Genomic DNA, 21,957 nt, shown 5'->3' on the forward strand with positions numbered 1-21,957 from the left:
TCTTGCGGGACGGAAGCCTCCCCACCGGTTGAACCGCAGACAGGTCGCGACTACAGCGGGGCCGTCGGGCGCCGCGAGATAGGCGCACAGCCGGAGCCGGGGTTCGTCGCTGACGGAGGCGGCGCTGCGCGCTGAAGTAACGGGCCTCGTTCGCAGAGGATTCCAACGCCCGACCCCTCCCGCTTGCGTCGGGATTCCGTTTGATTCATGCTCGCCAGGCCGACCTACGCGTCGGCAGGGGCTTGGAATCCCCTGTGCGATATCTTCTTCGACGACCCACGCGCGGCGTGGCTGTCGCTGACCGGATCACCGTGTCAGGCGTGTGAGCGCCTGCGCCCGGCTGTCCGTTCGCGCCCCGGATTCCAGCCGTCTGAATTGCGGTCGGAGAGGCAGGGTGAGCGAAGCGAAGCCATTGCAAGCGGAGGTCGGCGGCGGCCTGGACGGCCTGTACCGCCGCTACGCTGCGTGGTTGAACCGTCGCCTCCGGGCTCGGATCGGTCCGGACGATGCGGCCGACGTCGTGCAGGAAACCTATATCCGCATCGCGCCCTTCGCCGACGGCGGGATCGCCCATCCCCGCGCCTTCCTGCTCCGGGTCGCCCTCAATCTGGTGCGCGATGACGCCAAACATAGGCGCCGTCGGCCAAGCGACGCCGACCTCCAATCCCCCGAATCCGAAGGCGCGCCCCAGTTCGATCAGGTTCTGCTCGCCCAGATCATACGATCCATGCCGCAACTCTACCGCGACGTCTTCGTCTTGAGCCGCTTTGACGGTATGACGTATCCCGAGATCGCCAAGGAGCTCGAGATCAGCGTCAAGACGGTGGAGTGGCGGATGTCCAAGGCGCTCGACTACTGCGCGCTGCGGCTGGACCTTTAGGCGAAGACTGATGACGACCGAGGCTGACGCCGACATCAGACGCAAGGAGACCGCCGACTGGTTCGCGCGGCTCAACCAGCGCAAGGTCACCACGGCGGACGTGAAGGCGTTCAGCGCCTGGCGACGGGACTCCAGGAACGCCGAGAGCTTCGACCGCATGCAGGCGATGTGGGACGCGAGTCGCACCCTGGCCGACCAACCCGAGATGGCCGCGCTTTCGGCGGACGCCCGGACCCGCGCCGCCTCCCGCCGCAGGGCCCGCCCCCGCCTGCTCGGTGTTCTCGCCCCCGTCGGCGCCGTCGGCGCCGCGATCGCGGCCCTGTCCGTGGGCTGGTGGTTGTGGTCAGCGCAGCAGCCGACCCCCTATCTCACCCAGGTCGGCGAACGCCGCGTCGTTCAACTGGCCGACGGCTCGACGATCACGCTCGACACGGACTCCAGGATCGACGTTCGCCTGACCGGGGGCCGCCGGCTGGTCACCCTCGTCACGGGCCAGGCCCGGTTCGACGTTGAGGGCGACCCGGACCGGCCGTTCGTCGTCAAGGCCGGCGACACCGAGGTTACGGCCTTGGGCACGAGCTTCGACGTCCGGCGCTTCGGGACGGGCGCACGCGTGGTGCTTGTCGAGGGCCGGGTCGATGTGCGCGAGGGCGAACAGGCGGACCGGCGCTGGTCGATGCAGCCGGGACAGCAGCTGGTGACGTCCGTCCCCCGACCCCGGGTGGTCACGACCGATCTACCCGCGGCGACCAGCTGGGCGGCGGGCCGACTGACCTTCCACGAAACGCCGATCGGCGTCGCCGTGGCTGAGGTCAACCGCTACACCCGTCATCCGATCGAACTGCGCGCCGGGGACATTTCCTCCATCCGGGTGAGCGGGGTGTTCGACGCCGGCGACGTCGAGGGTTTCGTGGCGGCGCTGCGCGACCTCTATCCGCTCACCGCCGAACGGGCCGAGGACGGTCATGTGGTGCTTTCGGGCGCATCGAAAAATAATCTGACCCCGGACTTAGGGTAAGGCCCGCGACCGGTCGTCTCCTCCCGGTCCCGCATCAATGCGGATAAGAAACCGGGGGAGACACATGAGACAGGGCTTCACTTCAACGGCGCTCGCGGCGCTTCTGATGGCGTCGGCGACGCCGGTCTGCGCCCAGCAGGCCGAGTCCGCGCGTCGCTTCGACATCCCGGCAGGGCCGCTGGCGCGCACCCTCCCCGCCTTCGCTCGCCAGAGCGGTCAGCAGATCCTCTATCCGAGCGCCCTGGTGGCGGACCGGGCCTCGGCGTCACTTTCGGGCGACTATTCCGTCGAGACGGCGCTGGCGCTGCTCCTGCGCGACACCGGCCTGACCTATCGACGGAGCCGGCCCAATGTGTTCGTCCTCATCGACCCGTCGCAACGCGCCGAGGCCGAACAGCTGGAAGCCGTCCAGCTGGACGAGGTCGTCGTCACGGGCAGCCTGCTGCGCGGGGTGCTCGACGGCCCCTCGCCGGTGGTGGTCGTCAGCCGCGACCAGATTGATCGCGACGGCCACGCGACCGTCGCTCAAGCCTTGGCGGCGCTGCCGCAGAATTTCGCAGGCACCGCCAATGACGCCACCCTCAGCAACGGCGGCGACCGCAGCGGCACCAACGCCAACTACTCCAATGGGGTGAACCTGCGCGGCCTCGGCAGCGACGCGACCCTGGTGTTGGTCAACGGCCGGCGGATCGCCGGGACCGGCTCCAAGGGCGATTTCGCCGACGTCTCGTCGATTCCGACGGCCGCCGTTGAGCGGATCGACGTCCTGCTCGACGGAGCCTCGGCTCTCTACGGCGCCGACGCCGTGGGCGGGGTCATCAATGTGGTCCTGCGTGACGACTACGACGGCGCCGAGACCAGAGCGCGCTACGGCACGGCCGCCGACGGCGCCTTCTCCGATGTCCTGTTCGCCCAGACGATCGGGCGGCGATGGGGCAGCGGCAGTCTTATGGGCGTCTACGAATACCAGGACCGCGAAGCCCTGCCCGCGGCCGAACGCGATCGCGCGGGTGACGCCGATCTGCGCCGCTTCGGCGGATCGGATCGCCGACTGAACTACAGCAACCCCGGCAACATCATGGTGATCGACCCGGCGTCGGGCGCCTATGTCTCCGCCTTCGCCATCCCGGGCGGTCAGGACGGGACCAACCTGGCTCCGGGCGATTTCCTCCCGGGGCAGGAGAACCGCACCAATCAGCGGTTCGGCATGAACGTCTTTCCGCGGCAGACCCGCCATATCGCCTATCTGGCGGGACGGCAGGATCTCGGCGGCCGGCTGACCCTGTCCGGCGACGCGCGCTGGGCCCGGCGCGACTATGAGACCCGATCGTCGCCGATCGCCACGCTGCTGACCGTCAACCGCAATAACCCCTTCTTCGAATCCCCGACGGGCGCGAATTCGCACCTGATCGCCTATTCCTTCGCCGGTCAGACGCCCAACCCGGTGCAATCCGGGGAGGTCGAGACCCTGTCCGCGACGATCGGCGCCGATCTCGACCTGGGCGGCTCGTGGCGGTTGTCGAGCTATCTCGCCTACGGCGCGGAAGAAGCCGGCTTCGGGTCGTCGGGCACGCTGCAATCGACCTATCTGCGCGAGGCGCTGGGCGCCTTGGCGGACAATCCGGCCACGGGCTACAGCGCCGCCAGGGACGGCTTTCTCAATCCGTTCGGGGCGGGGAACGTCAATCCGCAGGCCGCGCTGGACTTCATCACGGGCGGCTGGACCCATCTGTGGAGCGAGAGCCGCATCACCACGGCGAACGTGATGCTGGACGGCGACCTGTTGGAGCTGCCCGGCGGCCCGTTGAAACTCGCGGTCGGGGCGGCGCTCCGGCGCGAGAATTTCGACCGCAAGGTGGACAGTTTCACCTCCGGCATCGCGCCCGTCCTGGGCGCGCTGAACGCCAGCGAGCGCGACGTGGCGGCGGTCTATGCGGAGGCGCGGATTCCCCTGTTCGGGGCCGGCAACAGCCGTCCGGGACTGGAACGGCTCGAACTGTCGCTGGCGGCCCGGTTCGAGGACTATAGCGATGTCGGTCAGACGACGAGCCCCAAGGTCGGTCTGGTCTGGGAACCCATGGCGGGCGCGCGCCTGCGGGCCAACTACGGCCGGTCCTTCCGGGCGCCGGCCCTGCGCGAGGTGAATGACGCGGCGACGGCCAGTCCCTCGATCCTGCCCCGCGGACCCAACCAGATCCTGACCATGATCCTGTATGGCGGCAATCCGGATCTGGAGCCCGAAACCGCCGACACCTGGACGGTTGGGGGCGATTTCGAGCCCGCCTCGGTTCAGGGTCTCCGGATCAGCGTCAACGCCTTCCGCACGGATTTCGAGAACCGGATCGGCCAACCGGCTCTGGAGAACATCCTCACCGCGCTGAGCGACACCACCCTGAGCCCGTTCGTTCGGATCATCGATCCGGCCAACAACGCCCAGGATCGCGCCGACATGCAGGCGATCCTCGATTTGCCGACCACCAACCTGCGTGACCTGTTCCCGGCCACCGATTACGGCGCCATCGTCGACGCCCGCTACGTCAACACCGCCAGCGTCCAGGTCCAGGGCGCCGACCTCACGGTCGCCTACGCCTTCGCGGTCGGCCCTGACGCCTTCGATCTGACCAGCAGCCTGACCTGGCTGGAGCGCTTCGACGCCCGGGCCACGCCCACCTCCCCCGTGGTCTCCCAGCTGGATCGACCGAACTATCCCGTGGGCCTGCGGGGTCGCACCCATCTCAGCTGGACGAGGGGCCCGCTCACCCTCGGCGGAGCGGTGGATCATGTCTCCGACTACGCCGACACCTCCGGGCGTCGCATCGGCTCCTGGACCACGGCCGATCTTCAGGTGCGCTCTCCTCAGCGCGAGTCCGCGGCACCGGGTCTTCGGGCGCATTGGCCAGATCGGGAAGCAGGCGACGGATGTCCCAGGTCAGATCGATGTCTTCCGAGAACCGCTGGATGACATCGTAGGCCTTGGACAGGGACGTCCCGCCCTTGAAGACCAGCCCCTCGCCCAAGGGCGCCTCGAACAGCGCGCTCAGGGCCCAGACGACCCAGACATCCTTCTCGAGCAGATGGGAGGGCCGGCCGGACGCCGACGCCGCCGCCGCGAGGGCTTCGGCCCGGTCCTCGGCCGAAAGCTGCAGGAAGGTCTCAGACATGCGCCGCCTGGCTGACCGACCGCGCCAGCCAGGTGGGCAGACGCGGTCCGACGGACACCAGTTCGCCGAAGGCGGCGGGTCCCAGCTTTCGCTTCAGGGTCTCCAGCGCCGTCGGGGCCTTCTCCGGCCCCAGCCAGGCCAGGGCGCGAACCGCTTCGCCGGCCGGACGATCAGCCAGGAGCAGCTGCCATGCCGGCGCATGTTTGAACTCCACCGTCTGCTTGCCAACGTTGAGGAGCCGGCTCTTGCCGTTGGTCAGATAGACCATGCGGATCGGCACCTGGGTGGTCAGGCCCAGGGCGTTGGCCGCCGCCGCCCCGTTGGAGGCGACGACCTCGCCGCGCTGCTCGCTCACCGCGCGCACGACCGTTTCCACCGAAGGCGTCCGCGATCCGAAGCGGCTTTCCAGCGGACGCATGTAGACGCCGCGCCCGGCGCGCACGAGCCGCCCCCGTCGCACGAGGCGCGACAGGGCCTGATCCACCGCCGCGCGGCTGCCCAGATGGAGCAGCCCCTTGGCGGCGACCGGCGCGCCCTCCGGCAGGGCCCGGACGCGCTCCATGATCTGTTCAGCAAGGACTTGCATGATCGTCTCCGTGTCAGAAATATAGTTCTGTTTCTGACACTCCGCAACCGGGCCCGTGGAGTCGCGCCGCTTCATCGGCTTCGCTCTCGCCCGGTCGAGCGATCGACGCCTGCGTCCCTCAAGGCCTGGTCGCGCGTCTTCGGCCCGGGCCGGTCCCGCACGAACCGCTCCACCACCAGGGCCAGGGTGCGATCCGCCAGCCGATCGGACCGACCCAGTCGAACCGCTTCCGCGACCAGAGCGCGCCGCATCGCCAGTTCACGCGCCTGAATTGCCTCCAGCCACGGTCCCTCCCCGCCGTCGCCCCGGAGCGCGTCGCGGTAGGCGGCGGCGAGCGTCTCGGGCAGATCGCCCTTCCCCGCCACGAACCGCTCCCGCATCTTGCGGATCGGCGTCCGCTCCGCCTTTCGGGTCACGCCGCGCGTCCGCCGCGGGGTGGCCTCCGCCTCGATGGACCGGTCGCGCAGCGCCCGGGCGAAGCCCTCGCGCCAGATCTGCAGGTCGGCCTTGCGCGGATTCAGCCGCTCGCCCTCGCGTCCCAGCCGGCGCACCGTCAGATGCACGTGCGGGTGCCGTCCCTCGTCGTGCAGGGCGAAGACATAGGGGAAGCGCTCGCCGAAGGTCTCGGCCGCGAACGCCCGGGCGGCGTCATGCAGACGCGCCGCGTCGGTGCCGGCCGGCATGCTGAGCACGATCGACAGGGAGATCGAGGCGTCGCGCCTGCGTCCCGGCTCCATCGCGAATTCCTCGGCCCAGGCGCGGGCGAGCGCATGCACCTCGGCGCGCCCGTCCAGCCGCTCCCCGTCCGGCCCGTCCAGAGCCAGGGCGCCGTTGCGGCTGATGTAGTCGAGATGCGCTTTCAGATGGCCGCCGTCCCGGGTTCGGCCCGTCACCTTGACCATCACCTCCGGCGCCCGGCGCGCGACGCGGACGAAACGCGCGGCTGGATCCTGATCCCTGTTCCGAGGCGACTGAAGCACCGCCGGCGTGATCCGCGCGCGGCGCGGATCGACCGGCGGCCGCAAGGCTTCCTCGAACCCGCGCGGCGAGCGGAAGTCGCTCACGGCCGCCCGGCCCAATAGGACAGGTTGCCGTCAAAGGCCTCGCCGAGCGCTTCCACCCAGGCCGCGATCTCAGCCTGAAAGGCGCCGAGCTGGGCCATCTCCAGATCGAGCACCTGCCCCTCCATCACCGCCGTGTTCAGGGCGCGGGCGATCTGGTTGATGTTCACGCCGATGCGCCGCAGCTCGCGCCGCACCTCGATCAGCGCCAAGGCCTCGGGACGGCTGAACTGCGGACGATCCCGCAACCGCCGCCGGATGAGCGCGACACTCCATTGGGTTCGCGACAGCCCGACGGCGGCGGCCTCGGCCTCCAGGAGACGCAGGTCGGTCTCGCCGAGGCGCAGGGTCAGCTTGCCCGACCTGGGCGCGCTGACCGCCTCCGGCGGCGCCGGAAAGGACGCCTGCGCAGCCCCCTCCATGAGCCGGCGAAGCAAGCGCGAGCGCCCGCCCTGCCCCGCCGCCGCGGCGTCGAACCGGCGGATCAGATCGGGCGAGACGCGAAGGGTGAGGCGGTCCATCGGGAGGTGGGTCTGTCAGACGTTGCCGGCGCAAAGCCTATCCTGCCCTTGACCGTCACCCCCCTCGCCCCGTAGGCCTCCGGTGCTGCACGTCCTCCCCTCGGCGACCGCTGCACGGCCGCTCGCCCGCCGTCCTGTCGGACGCCCCAGCCGGACGGATCATGAGGAGGGAAGCGGCCTAGGAGGCAGACGCCCGCGCTTTCGCGCGGGCGTCCTCCGTCAGCGGATCAGCAGCAGGGTCCGCCGTTACAGCAGGCCGCGAGAAGCTCGCAGCAGGAGGCGGCGGCCTTGACCACCGAGTCGGGCGCGGCCGCGAAGGCAGCCGAGGCCGAGGTCAGCAGCACGAGGGCCGCGAGCGAAAAAGCACGTTTCATTGTTGATCTCCATGGATCGGTTTTCTGAGAAAAGGATCGTCGGTGGAGATCAGGTTCGAGGGGGCGGGTCCTCCGCTTCCGGCTCCACCCCCGCGAGGGCGTCGGCCGGTAAACGATCGTGCACATCGGCGGAGGCCGCTACCGGGACGGCCGCGGCGGGCGTCGGAACCAGGCCATGGCAGAGCACGGCGCACAGCCGAGCGCAGCTCATCTTCACGGGATCGCAGGGGGCATCCGGACTGGAGCCGTCGGCGGGCGCCATCGGCATCGACATGGCCGCGGCCGGAGTCTCCCAGGCCGTGACCGGGCTCGACGCGAACAGCAGGGCGAACACGGCCAGAATGGCCGGCGCCCAGGCCGCAGTTGTTCGACGTCCGATCATCAAGCTCAATACGTCCAGCAAGACCCCAAGGTTACAGCGCAGGTGACGCGCGCGCCAGCCATGACCGGCGCGCGCCCCTGCATCTTTTACGTCCCCGGCGTCAGCCGCCCTCGCCGGCCGCATGAAGAAAGTCCACGGCGCGCTGGGCGTGGGCGGCGGCTGAGAAGATGAATCGCTTGTCGTCGCGCAGCACCTCGAGCCATGAGGCGACATAGGCGGCGTGATCCTCGCGCGGCTCGAGAGCCAGCCCCAGGTCGGCGCAGAGGAAGGCGGCGCCGATTTCGGCCACCAGTTCTTCCCGGGCGTAGCCGGCGTCTCCATGCCGGCGGCGTCCGAAGTCGCGGTCGAGCCGAGCGGGGTGCCTGGTCCAGTGCGTCAGCTCGTGGCCCAGCGTCGCGTAGTAGGCTTCCGGCTCGCGGAAGCTTTCGAACACCGGCATCTGCACGAAGTCCGGTCCCGGCGCATAGAAGGCGCAGCCGCCGCCATGACGGACGTCGGCGCCCGTCGCGGCGAAGAACGTCTCGGCCCGGGCGATCCGTTGACCGAGGTTCAGGACCGGCGCGGGCGCCGGGGCGGACGAGGCCGGGAGACCCTCGATCTGTTCGACGTTGAAGACCGTGTAGGCCTTCAGGAACGGAATGCGTCGGGTCGTCTCCTCCCCGGCGTCGTCATCGTCGATGCGGACCAGCTGGTCGGCGTAGACGACGGTGGAACCCTTTTCGCCCTTGCGGACATGAGCGCCCAGGGCCAGCGCCTGCCGGAAGGTCATCCAGGTGGAGGACTGAAAGCCTCGGGCGGCGGCCTCGCCCCACAGCAGGACGACGTTGACGCCGCGGTAAGGCGTGCCGTCGTGCCGGAGGGGTCGGCTGACGCTTTCGGATGCGGCCCAGGGCTGGCTCCAGGGCCGGACGCCGGCTTCGAGCTGGGCGACGATCTGGTGGGTGATGCGGGTGTAGAGGTCGGGACGTGAGGGTTCGTTGGGGCGCGACATGGCGGCCTCCTCAAGACGGGATTTGAAGAAGGGGCGGCGGCGCTGTCGTCAGCGCCGCCGCGGCTCGCTCAGCGGGACCAGATCAGGCTGTGTCCGCCATCGATCTCGACCAGCGAGGCGTAGATCGGGGCCGGGAAGCTGGGATCGTCGAGCTTGACCGACAGGTAGTCGCGGTTCTGCTGGCTCGTTTTCTTCCAGGCCGCGCCGAACTCGGTCTGGCCGGAGAAGATGCGGAAATCAGGAGCCTTGTCGTCGGTCTTGTCATTGGCCCGGAGTCGGGCCGCCTTGACGTTGAGGGTCAGGGTCTTGATCGAACCGCTGTAGCTGCCGTCCGCTTGCTGGGTGAAGGAACCGATGGTGGCCATGGAAGTCTCTCCTTGCTGATCTCGGGCCACGCCTGCCGCGGCCTCGATGGCGATCGGCGGACCGGAGGCCGGGCGGCCCGCAGGCGAGCACAGGGAGCCCCGCAGCGCAGCGGAGGACCGGGAGCGCGACTTTCTTGCCTCGCGAGGAAGGCCGTCCGGCCGGGGAAGAAAGTCGCGCGAACGGTTGCGGAAGCCGGACGGGCTTCGGTCAGATCAGGCCATTGAGAGGCCGCGCAAGGCTTGGCGCGTCGCAGGAGAGACGGCTGGTCACCGCCGCTTAAACCATGCGGCCAATCGCGGCGCTCGTAGGGATCGTGCCGCCAATGCCGGTGCATCCGCTCCGCCACCAAAGACGTGCCCAGGATTCACCGCTTCCGCGTCGTCGCAGCTGACGCGCGGCATGGCGACGGGCGCGGCACGCCTGGCATGAATCTGAGGTGTCTCCTGCTATGAAGGGAACCTGAAGCAACTCCAGCTTCGTTCCCCTTCCGAGCGTTCCGTTCGAGGGACAGTCGCGGTGTCGTAAGCCAGCCGGATGAGGCGGCCGGAGCGTGCTCATCGGGAGTCAGAACAATGCGCAACTCCATCAAAATCGCTGGCTGCGGAGACAGCCCTCGGCGTCATCGCCGGTCTCGTGGCCACGAGGGTAACCGAGAGGGCGCAGACGGCGCTCTACCAGATCAAGCCGCCGAAAGTACGGGAAGAGGAAGTGCTGGAGCGACCATGCTCTTGATGATCGACGAAGGTCTGACGCCTGTGTTCGGCTACAGTGCTCCCAATCGAGACAACCCCCTGCTCACCCAGGCTAGAGGGGTCGCCGGGCACCTTCTCTTTGGCGCCGTCAACGCGGTGGTGACCGAGGCACTGTACCGCCTCGTCCGTCCCAAGGTAGCCGCTACAGAGCGAGCGCGGAGCATACATCGATGACCAAACATTATGATCTTGTGGTGATCGGGACCGGGACCGCCGCCATGGTCGGAGCCATGCGGGTTCGCGCTGCTGGTCGCAGCGTCGCGGTTGTCGATTTTCGTCCCTTTGGAGGCACGTGCGCGCTCCGGGGCTGCGATCCAAAAAAAATGCTGATCAGCGGGGCCAACGCCGTCGATCATACATGGCGGATGCGAGGCAGGGGTGTCGCCGGCGACGCCCGAATTGCTTGGGCCGACCTCATGGCCTTCAAGCGGGGTTTCACCGATCCCGTTCCCCAAAAGCACCAAGAGCGGTACTCTGAAAGAGGCATCGACACTTTTCATGGACGGGCGCGCCTCACCGGCCGCAACAGCCTTGAGGTGGGCGAGGAAACGCTGGAGTTTTCGAACCTGCTCATCGCCGCCGGAGCCGAACCCAGGAAACTCGGCATCCCGGGGGAAGAGCATCTGGTCACCAACGAGGGCTTCCTCGAGCTGGGTGACATGCCAAAGCGCATTGTGCTGGTCGGCGGAGGCTATATCGCGGCCGAGTTCTCCCACATCGCCGCGCGGGCTGGCGCCGAAGTCGTAATCCTCCAGCGTGGCGAGCGATTGCTTCCCCAGTTCGACCCGGACGTGGTCGGTTGGCTCATGGAAAGCTTTCGCCAACTCGGCGTTGACGTGCGCCTCGAAACGACAGTCCAGGCGGTCGAGCAGACGCGCGCAGGCTTTCGGGTTCACGCCCAGACGAAGGGGAAAGCCGTCGATGTCCATGCTGATCTGGTCATTCACGCCGCCGGACGAGGACCTGCGATCGACGATCTCGGCCTTGACGCCGCCGGGGTCGAGCATGAAGGAGGCCGCCTGAAGCTCAACGAATTTCTGCAGAGCGTTTCCAATCCAGCCGTCTATGCCGCGGGCGACGCAGCCCAGGTCGGTCCGCCGCTGACCCCCGTGTCCAGCCACGACGCCAAGGTCGTGGCGGCCAACATTTTGAACGGTAACTCCGAAAGGCCGAACTATCGCGGCGTCCCGAGCGTGGCCTTCACAATCCCGCCTATCGCGGCGGTCGGGCTGACGGAGAGGGAGGCTAAGGATCAGGGTCTGCTCTACCGAGTCAAAAATCAGAAGGCCTCCGACTGGTTCACAGCACGCGCAGCGGCCGAACCCACCTTCGGCCTCAAGGTCTTGGTCGAGGAAGGGACGGAACGGGTGTTGGGCGCCCACCTCGTGGGCCCGAACGTGGACGAGGTCATCAATATTTTCGCTTTGGCGATCCGCCATGGACTGACTGCGGATGACCTCAAGACCACGATGTTCGCCTATCCGACGGGCGCATCGGATGTGGGCTACATGCTATGACGCTCAAGCGGTGTCGCGGTCGGTTCATGGCGCCATCCGCATCGCGGATTGGAGCGAAGGAGGGATCCCTTGGAGAGGCAGTCCGACACCATCCAGTTCACGGTGATCCGGGGCGACAGCGACTGGCGGGTGCTTCGCGATGGCCGACCCTCAGGGCATTTCGACTTCAGCGTCGACGCCATAGAGTCCGCGCTCGTGAAGGCGACGACGCTGATCGACAAGGGCGAGCAAGTGGAAGTCTTTGTCCAGGACGCGGCCGGCCAGTTGCGTCAGGTCGATCCGGTCGGCGGGGAAGTGCTCCACTAAGAGGACGGCGATTCCGACCTCGTCGCCTTTTAACCCGTCCACTCGAGTGCGAAATCCGGAGTGAGCGCGATCAAGCCTGTTTCGATCTGGTTCCAGGTCAGGCGGAGCGCCTTCAGATCTTCGGGCGTGAACAGGTGCGCATGGTGCGACGCCGCGCGCAGCTTCCCGGCCTGCTTCAGAAGATCGAACACCGCCTCTGGGTCGTCGAAACCAGCCTCGAAGATCGCCTGGAAATGCTCCGGATGGCTCATGATCCGCGCGTAGTGGGTGTAGTCGGCATGGTCGAAAACCTCGCCTCCCCGCTTCTTCCACTTCCCCAGCAAATCCTTGCAGTCGCACAGCGGCAGGCGCTCGTCCGCCCAGTCCTCACCGTAGGTCTCGGCCATCACGGCATCTAGAATTTCCCTCAAGGTCAGTTCGTAGCGGTGAACCAGAGTCTTGGCGCGCTTCACATGCGGCGGGGCCGAGTTGGCCTGAAGGCGGGCCTTCAGGCGACGGCGCTTCTCCGCCATCGTCAGGAGACGCCGTCTCGGCCAGTGCGCAAGCCGCAGTCCCGCCGCGTCGAGGAAACTGCGATAACCGGCCAGATTGGCGAACTGCGGCATCTCCGTGATGGAGAAGGCGCCGACCGCCTCTCGCACTCCCCGCGTCAGCCGGTCGCTCTCGGCGAACATGTCGGCCATCGCCGAGGCCCGCGCGAAGGCCTCGATCTGGGCGGGTCGCCCGATCGCCAGGGCGCTCGCGCCAAGACCACTGTCCGACAGTCGGAGGATGCGATCGACGAAACTGTCCGTCGGCGTCCTGAAGCGCTCGAGACCATCCGGCAAGGCGAAGCCGGCGGACAGTTGCGCGATCCGCTCGGCCTGCTCGATCAGGCCATTCGGAAACGCGGCGCGATAGACGCGGTCCGCGTCGGTCTGAGCCCTCATCAGGGCGCCGACGCCCTGCATCCGGTCCATGAACGGGTTACGACCCATCGCGGCCAAGGCCAGCGGGGTCTCCAGCTTCATGCGCTCGGCGATGCCGAGCACGCCGCTGGCCCGCAGCATATCGTGCTGTCGGCGGACGTCCTCAAAGGGATCGGCCATCCGTCTTGCGGCGTCCAGCGTCGCGCGCATGCTGGGCGGGATCAAATCACGCGGAAGGGTCATCGCTCGCCGCTTCGCGCAGATGGGCCAGCCGTTCCTCGCACACAGTCGTCGCCAGCGCGCGCAGCACCTCAACCCGCTGGGTCAACCAGGTCAGTTCCTCGACGCTGATCTTGTAGTGCTTGGAGTAACGAGCCTTCACATAGGCCTCGCGCAGCAGCTCGAAGCAGCGGCGCTCGAACTTGGTCTCGCGCGGCCAGGCCTCGGCCAGGCGGGCGTCGATCGCCTCGCACTTCTTGCGCAGGAAGGCGAGGTTGTGCGCCTTGCCGCTGTAGAGCGTCACAACCAGCAAAACGCAGTGGTAGAGGTGTTCAGCCGATTGATGAAGGTTGAACGCGGCGAGCTTAGGATCAGCGCCCTCGCCCATATAGAATTTCGCGCCACGAGCAAAGCTGGCCGAACTCTGCGTCCAATCTCCGAAGAACTCCTCCGCTTCCTTAAGGGCAACCTGAGCTTTCAGGTCAGCCGGCTTGCGCAGCTTGGCGCCGGGCGTGTCGAAGAGAACGATGCCCTCACGCACGATGTCGGCCCAGAAGTATCGCCCGCGGTCCAACTGCTCGTTCACGTCTTCCAGACTGTGCACGATAAGGCTCACCGGCGTGCGGATCAGGGTCTCGCCCGGCATCAGCTTGTTCTCGGCGTCATGCCAGAACTCGCCGTCGGTCAGATCCTCATGATCGACAACGATCAACAGATCGAAATCCGAGAAGTAGCGTCCGACCGGATCATGGACCCAATCGCCGCGCGCATACGATCCGTAGAGGATGATCTTGAGGATCTTGCCGTTCTTCAGCCGCTCGGCCCGACGGGTCGAGACGGTTTCGGCGAACGACTCGCGGATCACCTCGACCACCCGGCGCAGTTCCACCTGCTTGCGCGGCGGCAGATGATCGATCGAAGTCTTCATGACGCGAGTCTCGCGCAACGCGTGCATCGGGGCAAGGCGCGAAGCCTCAGTTCTGGATCAGGCGGATCAGGGTTCCGTCCGGGTCGATGAGCGCGCCGATCCGCATGCCCGACTCCTCGATCTTGGGCGCGTGCAATCGGGGTTGGCCCCAGCACGTCTCCGGCAGTCCGGTGCCAAGGCACACGGCGTAGAACGCGTCGAGATCGTCAAGCCGCAGGCAACAGCTGAGGTTGCTGGTCAGCGGATCAAGTTCCGGGTGCGGGAAGAACTCAAGCGTCAGCCCGCCCCGTTTCAGGATCATCCACCCTTCGTCGCGCCAGCCCTGCTGGAAGCCCAGTCGAGTGTAGAACTGGGACGTAGCTTCGAAATCCCGCGACGGCAGGTTGGGCGTGGCGTGATCGGTCACGGCGAACTCCGGAATGCAGCAGTGCCGCCTAAGCCTAGCCGCAACAGCCCTTTCCATCCACCTGGATCGGCGGACACGGCACGTCGGCATAGGAGCAGAACACGCAGCAATCGCCGGGTTGAGGCTTCAGCTTCACGCCGCAACCGAGGCAATCGTAAAACCAGATGCAGGCGTCGGTGGGCATGGTCTCGGTCGCGACGTGACCGCAGTGCGGGCAGGTCAGCGTCGATTCCAGAACGATGGCGGGGCTCATCGCATGGCCGCCAGTCGCGGCATGGCCCATGGTTCGATGTAGGGCTGCCAGGCCAGGGACAGGACGATCAGCAGGCTGGCGATCACCAGCAGCCAGAACGCCAGACGCGAGGGCCGGCGGCAGGATGCGTCCTTCCGACACATCCGCAGGCGACGCCAATGCAGCAGCCAGCCGGCGGCCAAGATGACGGCGGCCAGAAGCGTCAGCCAGGTTCGCGCGCCCGCGATGACCGCGGCGCCGGCGAAGGACACGCCCGCCACCGAGAGAGCCAGAGGCAGTACACAGCACGCGGCCCAGGCGAACACCGAGGCCACACCGCCGATGGCGGCCGAGGCGCTGACGGCGACCTCAGGAATGTTGGGCCGGTCTTGATCGATGGCCATGGGGCCTCCCGTTCGATTTCTGCTACAGGCTACAACCCGTAGCCGCTACGGGATCAAGAGCCATGTCCGCACGAAGTTTGACGATCGGGCGCCTCGCAGAGAGCGCCGGGGTGAACTTGGAAACGGTGCGCTACTACGAGCGGATCGGCCTGATGCCCGCCCCGGCCCGCACCGAGGGCGGACACAGGAGCTATGAGCCGGAACACGCCCAACGCCTGCGCTTCATCCGCCGGTCCCGCGAACTGGGATTCGGCATCGACGCCATTCGGCGGCTGATCGCGTTGAGTGAGCCGGGCGTCCAGGCCTGCTGCGAAGTCCGCGACATGGCCCAGGACCACATCGCCAGCGTGGACGCCAAAATCGCGGATCTGGAGCGGCTCCGGACGGTGCTTAAGCAGGCCGTCGCGGACTGCAGCGAAGGCGGGCGGGTTCGGTGTCCGGTGATCGCAGAACTCGGATCGATCGCATAGGTGATGACCTGCGCACCCTGTCGAGCCGGTAGGGTCCTGGCAATCACGCGCCGATGACGCCGAGGTGCTCAAGCAGGATCATCAGACCGAGCGCGACAAGCGCGAGCCCTCCCAGAAGCTCGGCGATCTTGCCAAAACGCTGGCCGACGGCCCGGCCAATCAGCATGGCGATCGTGGTCAGCAGGAAGGTCGTGACGCCGATTGAGGCCGCGATAACCCAGATATTGGCTCCGATGAAGGCCAGGCCGACGCCAACAGCCGCCGCGTCGATGCTGGTCCCGACCGCCATGGCGATCAGCGCCCAAGGTCCGGACCGGCGTGGGGCATCCTCAGCCAGGGGACGGGTCGCTTCCCAGATCATCTTGCCGCCAACAGCGGCGAGGAGGCCGAAGGCGATCCAATGATCCACGCGTTCGACGAGGCCTGCAGCGACCATGCCGAGCCCCCAGCCAATCACCGGGGTGATGGCCTCGATACACCCGAATACCAGGCCTGCCTTCACGGCGCCGGCCAGGTTCGGTCGATGCAAAGCACCACGCCCAACGGCGGCGGCGAAGGCGTCGGTAGACATGCTGAGAGACAGAACGGCGATGGCGACAGGAGTCATGACGAGCATCCACCCGGCAACGAACAGCGCTTCCCTCCCCGGCCGGTGCGGCGGTGGGACGCGCTGGTCTCGCTAGGCGGCGGTTCCGCTGGTCGGACCGCGCGCCGAAACGCGAGTGTGTTGATCCGACCCCGGCGATCAGACGCCGGAAGCTACTCCCCAACAGGAAGCGGCCTCATAGGAGGTGTCGCGCGCCGGTGCAAGATACTATAGGGGAGTATCCATGGCGCATACCTCCACGAACAAGAAGAAGCTCGTCGCGCGGGTCCGGAGGATCTCGGGTCAGCTCAGCGCAATAGAGCGCGCCATCGAGTCTGAAGCCGGGTGTTCGCAAATCCTGCAGCAGGTCGCGGCCGCGCGGGGCGCCATGGGCGGGCTTCTGGAAGAGTTGATTGAAGACCATCTGCGCCACCACGTCGCTCATCCCGATCTGAGCGAGGACGCCCGGCAGGGCGGCGCCGACGAGTTGATCGCCATCATTCGCCGCTATTCAAAGTAAGGCCCGCGCCATGTCCGCGTCCGAGACCGACTATCTGACCCACGACCACTATTTCCTCAGCCGTTCGCACGACGACAGCGCGCGGCGAACGCTGTGGGTGGTCGGCCTGACGGCCGTCATGATGGTCGGGGAGATCATCGCCGGCCTGGTCTACGGCTCGATGGCCCTGCTGGCCGACGGCTTTCACATGGCGACCCACGCCGGCGCCCTGGCCGTTGCGGCCGGCGCCTACGCCTACGCCAAGCGGCATGCCGCCAACCGGCGCTTCAGCTTCGGGACCGGCAAGGTCGGGGACCTGGCGGGGTTCGCCTCGGCGCTGGTTCTGGGCATCGTGGCGCTCGGGATCGCGGGAGAGTCCATCGGCCGCCTGATCGATCCGCGCTCGGTCGCCTTCGGCCAGGCGACGCTGGTCGCCATCCTGGGTCTCGTGGTCAATCTGGTCAGCGCCGTCCTTCTGTCCGGCGGGGGGCACCACCACGGTCGTCATGGCCACGGGCATGGCCATCACCACGACCACGATCATCACGACGACCATGATCACCAGCACGGTCATGGCGGCCATCGCGACAACAACCTGCGCGCCGCCTACATCCATGTGCTGGCCGACGCCCTGACCTCGGTGCTGGCGATCATCGCCCTGCTTGCGGGCCGCTATATGGGATGGGTCTGGCTAGACCCGCTGATGGGCATCGTCGGCGCGATCGTCATCGCCCGGTGGTCGTGGTCCCTGATGCGCGACACCGCCGCGGTGCTGCTCGACACAACGGACACCGCCATCGAGGCCGAGGTCCGCGAATTCGTCGAGGGGCCGGGCGACGCCCGGATCACCGATCTGCACGTCTGGCGCATCGGGCCGGACGCGCACTCGGCTATCGTCAGCGTGACCGGGGCTGTGGATGTCGCGACCGTTCGCGACCGGCTGAGGCCGGTCCACGAGCTCGGGCATCTGACGGTCGAGTGCCGTTGACGGCGATCGGCCTCAATGGCGTGACGGTGTGATCGAGGAGGCAGCCTCGCGGCAAGCGTTTTCGCAGCGGCGGCATTCCTCGGCGCAGATGCGGCAATGCTCGTGCATCTCGGCGTGTTTCTCACATTCGACAGCGCAATCCGCGCAGGCCTCGGCGCAAGTCTCGAGCATGCGCTGGATCAGTGTCTCGTGGCTGCCGGCGCGACGCGCGGCGAGGCCGGCCGTGGCCAGGCAGACGTCGGCGCAATCAAGATTGAGGCGGATGCACTGGGTGAGATCCTTCACCATATCCTCGGCCAGGCAGGCATCGGCGCAGATGTGGCACACCGCGGCGCAGCCGTAAGCCGCTTCGATCGCGCGAACGAGACTGTCGTTGACGCTTCCGCGCACGTCGGGATGGGTGCTGATCATTGGTTGGATTTGCATCGGAGGGCTCCTTGGTTGATCGGAGTCCAACCCAAGCGCCGCGACGGGGTTCCGAATGGCGACGCCTCCGGATATCCCGCGGATGACCATCGCCTCCTCCCTGGGGCTACGGACAGATAAGACTGCGGTGAAGCGCCAAAGAGCGGACATCAGTCCGCCGCCGAGAACTAGATGTTTCGACAAAATCGAAGTTGTCCGCACGCGGCGGCGGACCAACATACATCGTATGGCTGGCTGTCCGATCGCGAACCCGTAGTGGCGGGAATATCCGACAACCGTAGCCGTTGACTCGGAGGACCGCCGAGCGCAACCCAAGCGTTAGCAAGGGGCGATTCAGACCCGTGGAGGGAAACATGGCACGTCGGGTGTTCTTCAGTTTTCACTATCAACGCGACATCTGGCGTGTGAATCAGATTCGCAACATCGGCGAGATCGTGGGCACCGCGGCGGTCGGGTTCCATGACGCCTCGCTCTGGGAAGAAGCCAAAAAGAAGGGCGATACGGCGATCAAGAAGATGATCGACGACGCGCTGCTCAACACGTCGGTTACGGTTGTTTGCATCGGCGCGGCCTCAGCGGGCCGCAAGTACATCGACTACGAAATCAGCCAATCGATCGCGCGGGGCAACGGGATAGTGGGCATCCAGATTCACGAGCTCAAGGATAGGCTCGGAAATACGGATCTTGCCGGCGCTACCCCGGCTCTTCTTACGAGGGCCGGGGTGCCCGTCTACAAGTATGCCGATCACGCCCGGTTGGCGGCTCGGATTGAAGAGGCGGCCAAGCGGGCCGGACGGTAGGATGCCTACGTCAAGCCGAAATCGCTTTCTCAAGGATTTTCCAGCTGCCCTCCACGAAGGCGTTGGCGCAGTGTTCGTCGGCGCCGGTGTTTCGAAGGCCGCGGGATATCCGACTTGGGCGGAGCTTCTTAAGGACATCGGCGAGGAACTCGGTGTCCGCTCCAGCGACATCCAGGACCTCGCCGCACTGGCCCAGTGGCACATCAGCGAGAGCGGTGCCGCGACCGGCGTCCGCAACGTGATCCGGCAAGAGATCGGCAAAGATCGACCGGTTCCGCCGACCTTGGAGGTGCTGGCGCGCCTCCCCGTTCGGCAGATCTGGACGACGAACTACGACCGTCTGGTTGAGCGCGCCTTCGCCGTGATCAATCGGCCTGTCGATGTTGTCTCCGGGGCGGCCGACCTTTCGCTCCGCGCCCGGCCCGGCGCGGCACGGCTCTACAAGATGCATGGGTCCGTCGACCGAATGGACGACATCGTCATCTCGACCGACGACTACGAACTCTATCGGTCCAAGCGTGGGGCCTTCCTCCCCCTGCTGCAGGCGCATCTCAGCAGCATGTCCGTTCTTTTCATCGGGCTCAGCCTGACCGATCCCAATGTCCGGCACGTGCTATCCCTCATTCGTGAGAGCTTCACTGAAGCGCCGCCGGAGCACTTCGCAATCGTGAAGCCGCCCAGCCTGGCGGACTGTTCTTCCGAGGACGAGTTCAGGGCCCGCACGGCGCAGCATAAGCACTGGGCCAAGGACCTTCGCCGCTACGGACTGAGGACAATCGAGGTAGAGCATTACGACGAAATTCCCGAACTGATGCGCCAGGTAGAGCGCCGCGTCGCCGCGATGCGGGTATTCGGCCGCGAACGCATAGGCGTCGTCGTTCGGCGCGGTGCGGGTTTCGTCGTCAGCACCCTCGCCTGCCTCCTGCGCCTCCGCAGGCACACCAGCCTGCGTCCGCAACACCGACGGCAGCCAGCCCCGACCCTCCACTAGCCGTTCCGCCGCCTCGGCCATGTCGCCCTTTCTGAACCCGGCGATCCGGCCCGCTTCCTCCGGATTGACGGCCTCGGTCACCGCCTCCAGCACCCGCGCCTTGGCCACCCGCGAGAAGTAACTGGCCGCCGTCGCCGTCCACGTCCCGGCCATGTCGAGCCCTACAGCCGTCGCCAGCGTCTCGGCCTGCGCCAAGGCGCCGGGCCGCCGGTCGTGCGGATCGCGCACCGCGTAGAGACCGACCCCGGCGCAGCAGGCCATCAGGTCCAACTGTTCCGAAGGCGGCAGCGCGGCCACCACGCCCCAGAGGTCTTCCGGGCGCTCGGGCAGGCGCGCGCCCCACGCCTCGCACCGGTCGCTGACCCGGCGTCCGGCGGGGCCGTCCTCCACCCCCGGCGCCAGCCGCTCCAGCCCGGTCGTCGTCAACCGAAGCTGCAACGGCGTCCAGACGCCGTAGCCCGGATAGAAGACCTGCAGGGCGAACGCGTGAACCACCGTCGCCAGCGCCGCATTCACATCGGCCTGCACCGCGTCGCGCAGACCCATGGTCTTGTGGGCGGTCAGGTCGATCAGCAGACGATCCGACAAGGCCGAGGGCGCCTCGTCCTCGGCGGCCTCCGCCTCCGAGCCCGGCGAATTGTCCGCACTCTCGTCCGCCGCCTCTTCCTCCTGCCACGGCGACGGCGGATCGGCGGGCACGTCCTCGGCGCGGACCAGTCCGCGCTCGAAGCGGGCGAGGCCGTCGTGACCCAGCGTCACCACGACCCCGGCCCGCGCCCTGGCCTCGTCGGCATAGGCGAAGTCCGGGCCGAAGGCCTGCAAGGCCTTGTCGATCTCCTCCAGCCGGGCGTCCACCTCGGGGGGGAACATTTCCGCCGCGTCGGTTTCAGAGACGAGGCGGTCGTATTCCTCGGACAGGGCCGCGATTTCGGCGACGTCCGCGTCCGACCGTTCGACCGCCACCGGATAGACCCGCCCGAACGCCGAAACGTCGGGGTAGTCCAGACAGGCCTCGGCCCATTTCCAGCCCTCGCGCTCGCGGGCCTCGTCGGCCAGTCCGGTCAGCTTGTCGCCGACCAGCCGGTCCAGCAGGACCACATCCTCCAGCCAGCCGCCGCCGTCCTCGGTGAACAGGTCGCGCAGCACCCCGCCCCCCTCGGCCTCGTAGGCCTCCACGCCGACGAAGCGGACGCGCCGGTCATCGACGCGGACCTTGGCCTCGGTCATGGCGCGGCGGATGGCGTAGGCCGGGGTGTGCGGCCCGATCTGCTCCAGCACCTGCCGTTGCCGCTCGCGGTCCTCGCTGACGCAGAAGGCGGTCAGTTGGTCGAGCGCCAGCGTCCCCTCCCGATAGGCCGTCATCAACTCCGGCGCCGCCGACCCGAGCCGCAGCCGCTGGCGCACCACATGGGCCGACACTCCGAACCGGGCACCGATCTCTTCGGGTCCGTAGCCCTTCTCGGCGGCGAGCCGCTGGAAGGCCTCGAACTGGTCGGCGGGGTGCATGGCCTCACGGGTCATGTTTTCGTCGAGGCTGATCTCGTGGGCGTCGTTCTCGGCGTCCACGATGACCCGCACCGGATGGGTCCGCTTGATGGCCTTGCGCTTGGCCAGCAGCCGCAGCCCCTGACGGCGCCCTTCGCCGATGGTGACGAGGTAGTTTCCGGTGGGCGCGCCCTCCCCGTCCCGCTCGATCTCGACCACGGGCGGCTGCAACACCCCCTTGGCCTTGATGGAGGCCGCGAAGGCCTCGATGGTCGCCGGGCTGTGCGGGGTCTTCCTCGCATTCTTCGGCGAGGCCTTGAGCCGGTTGAGCGGCACGGTGATCTCCGAGCCGTGCTGCGGCGCGGTCGCTTCGGTCGCGGCGGTTTCGATGGATTGAGCAGTCATGTCTGCCTCCTTGGGCAAGGGTTGCAGGCACGCGAACTGCGCGCCTGAAACCCTGCCCGTCGGCGAGACCGGGGTAGCAAGGGCCAGGGCGGACCGGCCGGAGGGGGATCGCCCGACCTGCACAAGCCTGCCCGTTATTCCGAGGATCGCGCCTTCGCCGGCGCGGAAGGTCGGGGAGACCGGCCGGTCCGGCGGCGTAGCCGCTTCACCCTGGCCCGCGCGGGGGCGGAGCCCCTAGCGCTTCCGACCGATGACGATCCGATCGCCCTTGCGCGGAATCACGCAGTGAACATAC

General features: G+C 67.5%; 24 protein-coding genes and 2 pseudogenes. 10 read left to right on the top strand and 16 right to left on the bottom strand.

Annotation, left to right across the window (positions count from 1 at the left end; translation table 11 throughout):
- Positions 1–394 precede the first annotated feature (394 nt).
- The 3 genes from ACE3TH_RS01410 to ACE3TH_RS01420 all read left to right on the top strand — a co-directional run bounded on the left by ACE3TH_RS01410 (position 395) and on the right by ACE3TH_RS01420 (position 4,860).
- Complete coding sequence (locus ACE3TH_RS01410) at positions 395–880, top strand: RNA polymerase sigma factor (protein ID WP_055808252.1); 486 nt, start codon at positions 395–397, stop codon at positions 878–880.
- 10 nt (positions 881–890) lie between these two features.
- Positions 891–1,898: a FecR domain-containing protein gene (locus ACE3TH_RS01415; RefSeq protein WP_055808249.1), complete on the top strand. Its 1,008-nt coding sequence runs from the start codon at positions 891–893 to the stop codon at positions 1,896–1,898.
- A gap of 64 nt (positions 1,899–1,962) precedes the next feature.
- Positions 1,963–4,860, top strand: a complete 2,898-nt coding sequence (locus ACE3TH_RS01420) for a TonB-dependent receptor domain-containing protein (RefSeq protein ID WP_374596666.1) — start codon at positions 1,963–1,965, stop codon at positions 4,858–4,860.
- A 1-nt stretch (position 4,861) separates the two neighbouring features.
- Here ACE3TH_RS01420 and ACE3TH_RS01425 read toward each other — a convergent pair.
- From ACE3TH_RS01425 to ACE3TH_RS01460, 8 genes and pseudogenes are all read right to left on the bottom strand, one after another.
- Positions 4,862–5,059, bottom strand: a pseudogene (locus tag ACE3TH_RS01425) (nucleotidyl transferase AbiEii/AbiGii toxin family protein); the annotation flags it as partial.
- Positions 5,052–5,645, bottom strand: a complete 594-nt coding sequence (locus ACE3TH_RS01430) for a DUF6088 family protein (RefSeq protein WP_055808472.1) — start codon at positions 5,643–5,645, stop codon at positions 5,052–5,054. The gene ACE3TH_RS01430 and the pseudogene ACE3TH_RS01425, both read right to left, overlap by 8 nt.
- 71 nt (positions 5,646–5,716) lie before the next feature.
- Positions 5,717–6,709, bottom strand: coding sequence for a relaxase/mobilization nuclease domain-containing protein (locus ACE3TH_RS01435; RefSeq protein WP_219895933.1), 993 nt, complete (start codon positions 6,707–6,709; stop codon positions 5,717–5,719).
- A complete protein-coding gene (locus tag ACE3TH_RS01440) occupies positions 6,706–7,227 on the bottom strand; it encodes a MobC family plasmid mobilization relaxosome protein (protein WP_055808206.1) in 522 nt (173 codons plus the stop codon). The genes ACE3TH_RS01435 and ACE3TH_RS01440 overlap by 4 nt, the downstream gene beginning before the upstream one ends.
- Before the next feature lie 227 nt (positions 7,228–7,454).
- Positions 7,455–7,601 (bottom strand): hypothetical protein, encoded by a 147-nt coding sequence (locus ACE3TH_RS01445; protein ID WP_169802110.1) that lies wholly within the window; start codon positions 7,599–7,601, stop codon positions 7,455–7,457.
- A gap of 49 nt (positions 7,602–7,650) precedes the next feature.
- Positions 7,651–8,004, bottom strand: coding sequence for a hypothetical protein (locus tag ACE3TH_RS01450; protein WP_169802109.1), 354 nt, complete (start codon positions 8,002–8,004; stop codon positions 7,651–7,653).
- Between the two features lie 79 nt (positions 8,005–8,083).
- Positions 8,084–8,974 (bottom strand): ArdC family protein, encoded by an 891-nt coding sequence (locus ACE3TH_RS01455; RefSeq protein WP_374596669.1) that lies wholly within the window; start codon positions 8,972–8,974, stop codon positions 8,084–8,086.
- A 68-nt stretch (positions 8,975–9,042) separates the two neighbouring features.
- A complete protein-coding gene (locus ACE3TH_RS01460; protein WP_374596671.1) occupies positions 9,043–9,339 on the bottom strand; it encodes a DUF736 domain-containing protein in 297 nt (98 codons plus the stop codon).
- A gap of 923 nt (positions 9,340–10,262) precedes the next feature.
- On the opposite strand from ACE3TH_RS01460, the gene ACE3TH_RS01465 reads away from it, so the two are divergent.
- Both ACE3TH_RS01465 and ACE3TH_RS01470 read left to right on the top strand, forming a co-directional pair.
- Positions 10,263–11,609, top strand: a complete 1,347-nt coding sequence (locus tag ACE3TH_RS01465) for an NAD(P)/FAD-dependent oxidoreductase (RefSeq protein ID WP_374596673.1) — start codon at positions 10,263–10,265, stop codon at positions 11,607–11,609.
- Positions 11,610–11,678: 69 nt separating this feature from the next.
- Positions 11,679–11,915, top strand: coding sequence for a hypothetical protein (locus tag ACE3TH_RS01470; protein WP_374596675.1), 237 nt, complete (start codon positions 11,679–11,681; stop codon positions 11,913–11,915).
- A gap of 29 nt (positions 11,916–11,944) precedes the next feature.
- Here ACE3TH_RS01470 and ACE3TH_RS01475 read toward each other — a convergent pair whose 3' ends face one another.
- From ACE3TH_RS01475 to ACE3TH_RS01495, 5 genes are read right to left on the bottom strand one after another with little or no spacing between them, the layout of a single operon-like run.
- Positions 11,945–13,066, bottom strand: a complete 1,122-nt coding sequence (locus ACE3TH_RS01475) for a hypothetical protein (protein ID WP_219895935.1) — start codon at positions 13,064–13,066, stop codon at positions 11,945–11,947.
- A complete protein-coding gene (locus ACE3TH_RS01480) occupies positions 13,050–13,997 on the bottom strand; it encodes a HEPN domain-containing protein (RefSeq protein WP_242076827.1) in 948 nt (315 codons plus the stop codon). The genes ACE3TH_RS01475 and ACE3TH_RS01480 overlap by 17 nt, the downstream gene beginning before the upstream one ends.
- Positions 13,998–14,016: 19 nt before the next feature.
- Positions 14,017–14,376 (bottom strand): bleomycin resistance protein, encoded by a 360-nt coding sequence (locus ACE3TH_RS01485; RefSeq protein ID WP_219895936.1) that lies wholly within the window; start codon positions 14,374–14,376, stop codon positions 14,017–14,019.
- Between the two features lie 34 nt (positions 14,377–14,410).
- The gene (locus ACE3TH_RS01490) at positions 14,411–14,629 is read right to left on the bottom strand and encodes a GDCCVxC domain-containing (seleno)protein (protein ID WP_054765688.1); all 219 of its coding nucleotides are present in this window, start codon (positions 14,627–14,629) and stop codon (positions 14,411–14,413) included.
- Positions 14,626–15,012, bottom strand: a complete 387-nt coding sequence (locus tag ACE3TH_RS01495; RefSeq protein ID WP_066624881.1) for an MFS transporter permease — start codon at positions 15,010–15,012, stop codon at positions 14,626–14,628. The genes ACE3TH_RS01490 and ACE3TH_RS01495 overlap by 4 nt, the downstream gene beginning before the upstream one ends.
- Positions 15,013–15,074: 62 nt before the next feature.
- Here ACE3TH_RS01495 and ACE3TH_RS01500 point away from each other — a divergent pair, with 62 nt between their 5' ends.
- Entirely contained in the window at positions 15,075–15,482 is a 408-nt protein-coding gene (locus tag ACE3TH_RS01500) for a helix-turn-helix domain-containing protein (RefSeq protein WP_054765686.1), read from the top strand.
- A gap of 43 nt (positions 15,483–15,525) precedes the next feature.
- Here ACE3TH_RS01500 and ACE3TH_RS01505 read toward each other — a convergent pair whose 3' ends face one another.
- Entirely contained in the window at positions 15,526–16,053 is a 528-nt protein-coding gene (locus ACE3TH_RS01505) for a manganese efflux pump MntP family protein (RefSeq protein WP_374596679.1), read from the bottom strand.
- 259 nt (positions 16,054–16,312) lie between these two features.
- Here ACE3TH_RS01505 and ACE3TH_RS01510 point away from each other — a divergent pair, with 259 nt between their 5' ends.
- Together ACE3TH_RS01510 and dmeF are read left to right on the top strand one after the other, a co-directional pair.
- Complete coding sequence (locus tag ACE3TH_RS01510) at positions 16,313–16,588, top strand: metal/formaldehyde-sensitive transcriptional repressor (RefSeq protein WP_054765685.1); 276 nt, start codon at positions 16,313–16,315, stop codon at positions 16,586–16,588.
- Positions 16,589–16,598: 10 nt separating this feature from the next.
- On the top strand, positions 16,599–17,555 hold the full coding sequence (gene dmeF / locus ACE3TH_RS01515; protein WP_054765684.1) for a CDF family Co(II)/Ni(II) efflux transporter DmeF: 957 nt from the start codon (positions 16,599–16,601) through the stop codon (positions 17,553–17,555).
- Between the two features lie 12 nt (positions 17,556–17,567).
- Here dmeF and ACE3TH_RS01520 read toward each other — a convergent pair whose 3' ends face one another.
- Positions 17,568–17,981, bottom strand: coding sequence for a four-helix bundle copper-binding protein (locus tag ACE3TH_RS01520; RefSeq protein WP_054765683.1), 414 nt, complete (start codon positions 17,979–17,981; stop codon positions 17,568–17,570).
- Between the two features lie 353 nt (positions 17,982–18,334).
- Between ACE3TH_RS01520 and ACE3TH_RS01525 the strand changes: the two genes are divergently transcribed.
- Both ACE3TH_RS01525 and ACE3TH_RS01530 read left to right on the top strand, forming a co-directional pair.
- A complete protein-coding gene (locus tag ACE3TH_RS01525) occupies positions 18,335–18,781 on the top strand; it encodes a TIR domain-containing protein (RefSeq protein ID WP_219895937.1) in 447 nt (148 codons plus the stop codon).
- 1 nt (position 18,782) lies between these two features.
- Positions 18,783–19,772 (top strand): SIR2 family protein, encoded by a 990-nt coding sequence (locus ACE3TH_RS01530; protein WP_374596682.1) that lies wholly within the window; start codon positions 18,783–18,785, stop codon positions 19,770–19,772.
- Between the two features lie 1,533 nt (positions 19,773–21,305).
- On the opposite strand, the pseudogene ACE3TH_RS01535 reads toward ACE3TH_RS01530, so the two are convergent.
- Positions 21,306–21,662: pseudogene (locus ACE3TH_RS01535) on the bottom strand (ParB/Srx family N-terminal domain-containing protein); the annotation flags it as partial.
- Between the last annotated feature and the right edge of the window lie 295 nt (positions 21,663–21,957).

It is taken from the genome of Brevundimonas sp. (genome assembly GCF_041919755.1).
GTDB lineage: Bacteria > Pseudomonadota > Alphaproteobacteria > Caulobacterales > Caulobacteraceae > Brevundimonas.

Coding starts and splice junctions, on each gene's coding strand:
- ACE3TH_RS01415 (WP_055808249.1), top strand. CDS start 891: ATGACGACCGAGGCTGACGCCGACATCAGACGCAAGGAGACCGCCGAC.
- ACE3TH_RS01420 (WP_374596666.1), top strand. CDS start 1,963: ATGAGACAGGGCTTCACTTCAACGGCGCTCGCGGCGCTTCTGATGGCG.
- ACE3TH_RS01430 (WP_055808472.1), bottom strand. CDS start 5,645: ATGCAAGTCCTTGCTGAACAGATCATGGAGCGCGTCCGGGCCCTGCCG.
- ACE3TH_RS01440 (WP_055808206.1), bottom strand. CDS start 7,227: ATGGACCGCCTCACCCTTCGCGTCTCGCCCGATCTGATCCGCCGGTTC.
- ACE3TH_RS01445 (WP_169802110.1), bottom strand. CDS start 7,601: ATGAAACGTGCTTTTTCGCTCGCGGCCCTCGTGCTGCTGACCTCGGCC.
- ACE3TH_RS01455 (WP_374596669.1), bottom strand. CDS start 8,974: ATGTCGCGCCCCAACGAACCCTCACGTCCCGACCTCTACACCCGCATC.
- ACE3TH_RS01460 (WP_374596671.1), bottom strand. CDS start 9,339: ATGGCCACCATCGGTTCCTTCACCCAGCAAGCGGACGGCAGCTACAGC.
- ACE3TH_RS01465 (WP_374596673.1), top strand. CDS start 10,263: ATGACCAAACATTATGATCTTGTGGTGATCGGGACCGGGACCGCCGCC.
- ACE3TH_RS01475 (WP_219895935.1), bottom strand. CDS start 13,066: ATGACCCTTCCGCGTGATTTGATCCCGCCCAGCATGCGCGCGACGCTG.
- ACE3TH_RS01480 (WP_242076827.1), bottom strand. CDS start 13,997: ATGCACGCGTTGCGCGAGACTCGCGTCATGAAGACTTCGATCGATCAT.
- ACE3TH_RS01490 (WP_054765688.1), bottom strand. CDS start 14,629: ATGAGCCCCGCCATCGTTCTGGAATCGACGCTGACCTGCCCGCACTGC.
- ACE3TH_RS01495 (WP_066624881.1), bottom strand. CDS start 15,012: ATGGCCATCGATCAAGACCGGCCCAACATTCCTGAGGTCGCCGTCAGC.
- ACE3TH_RS01500 (WP_054765686.1), top strand. CDS start 15,075: ATGTCCGCACGAAGTTTGACGATCGGGCGCCTCGCAGAGAGCGCCGGG.
- ACE3TH_RS01505 (WP_374596679.1), bottom strand. CDS start 16,053: ATGTCTACCGACGCCTTCGCCGCCGCCGTTGGGCGTGGTGCTTTGCAT.
- ACE3TH_RS01510 (WP_054765685.1), top strand. CDS start 16,313: ATGGCGCATACCTCCACGAACAAGAAGAAGCTCGTCGCGCGGGTCCGG.
- dmeF (WP_054765684.1), top strand. CDS start 16,599: ATGTCCGCGTCCGAGACCGACTATCTGACCCACGACCACTATTTCCTC.
- ACE3TH_RS01520 (WP_054765683.1), bottom strand. CDS start 17,981: ATGCAAATCCAACCAATGATCAGCACCCATCCCGACGTGCGCGGAAGC.
- ACE3TH_RS01525 (WP_219895937.1), top strand. CDS start 18,335: ATGGCACGTCGGGTGTTCTTCAGTTTTCACTATCAACGCGACATCTGG.
- ACE3TH_RS01530 (WP_374596682.1), top strand. CDS start 18,783: ATGCCTACGTCAAGCCGAAATCGCTTTCTCAAGGATTTTCCAGCTGCC.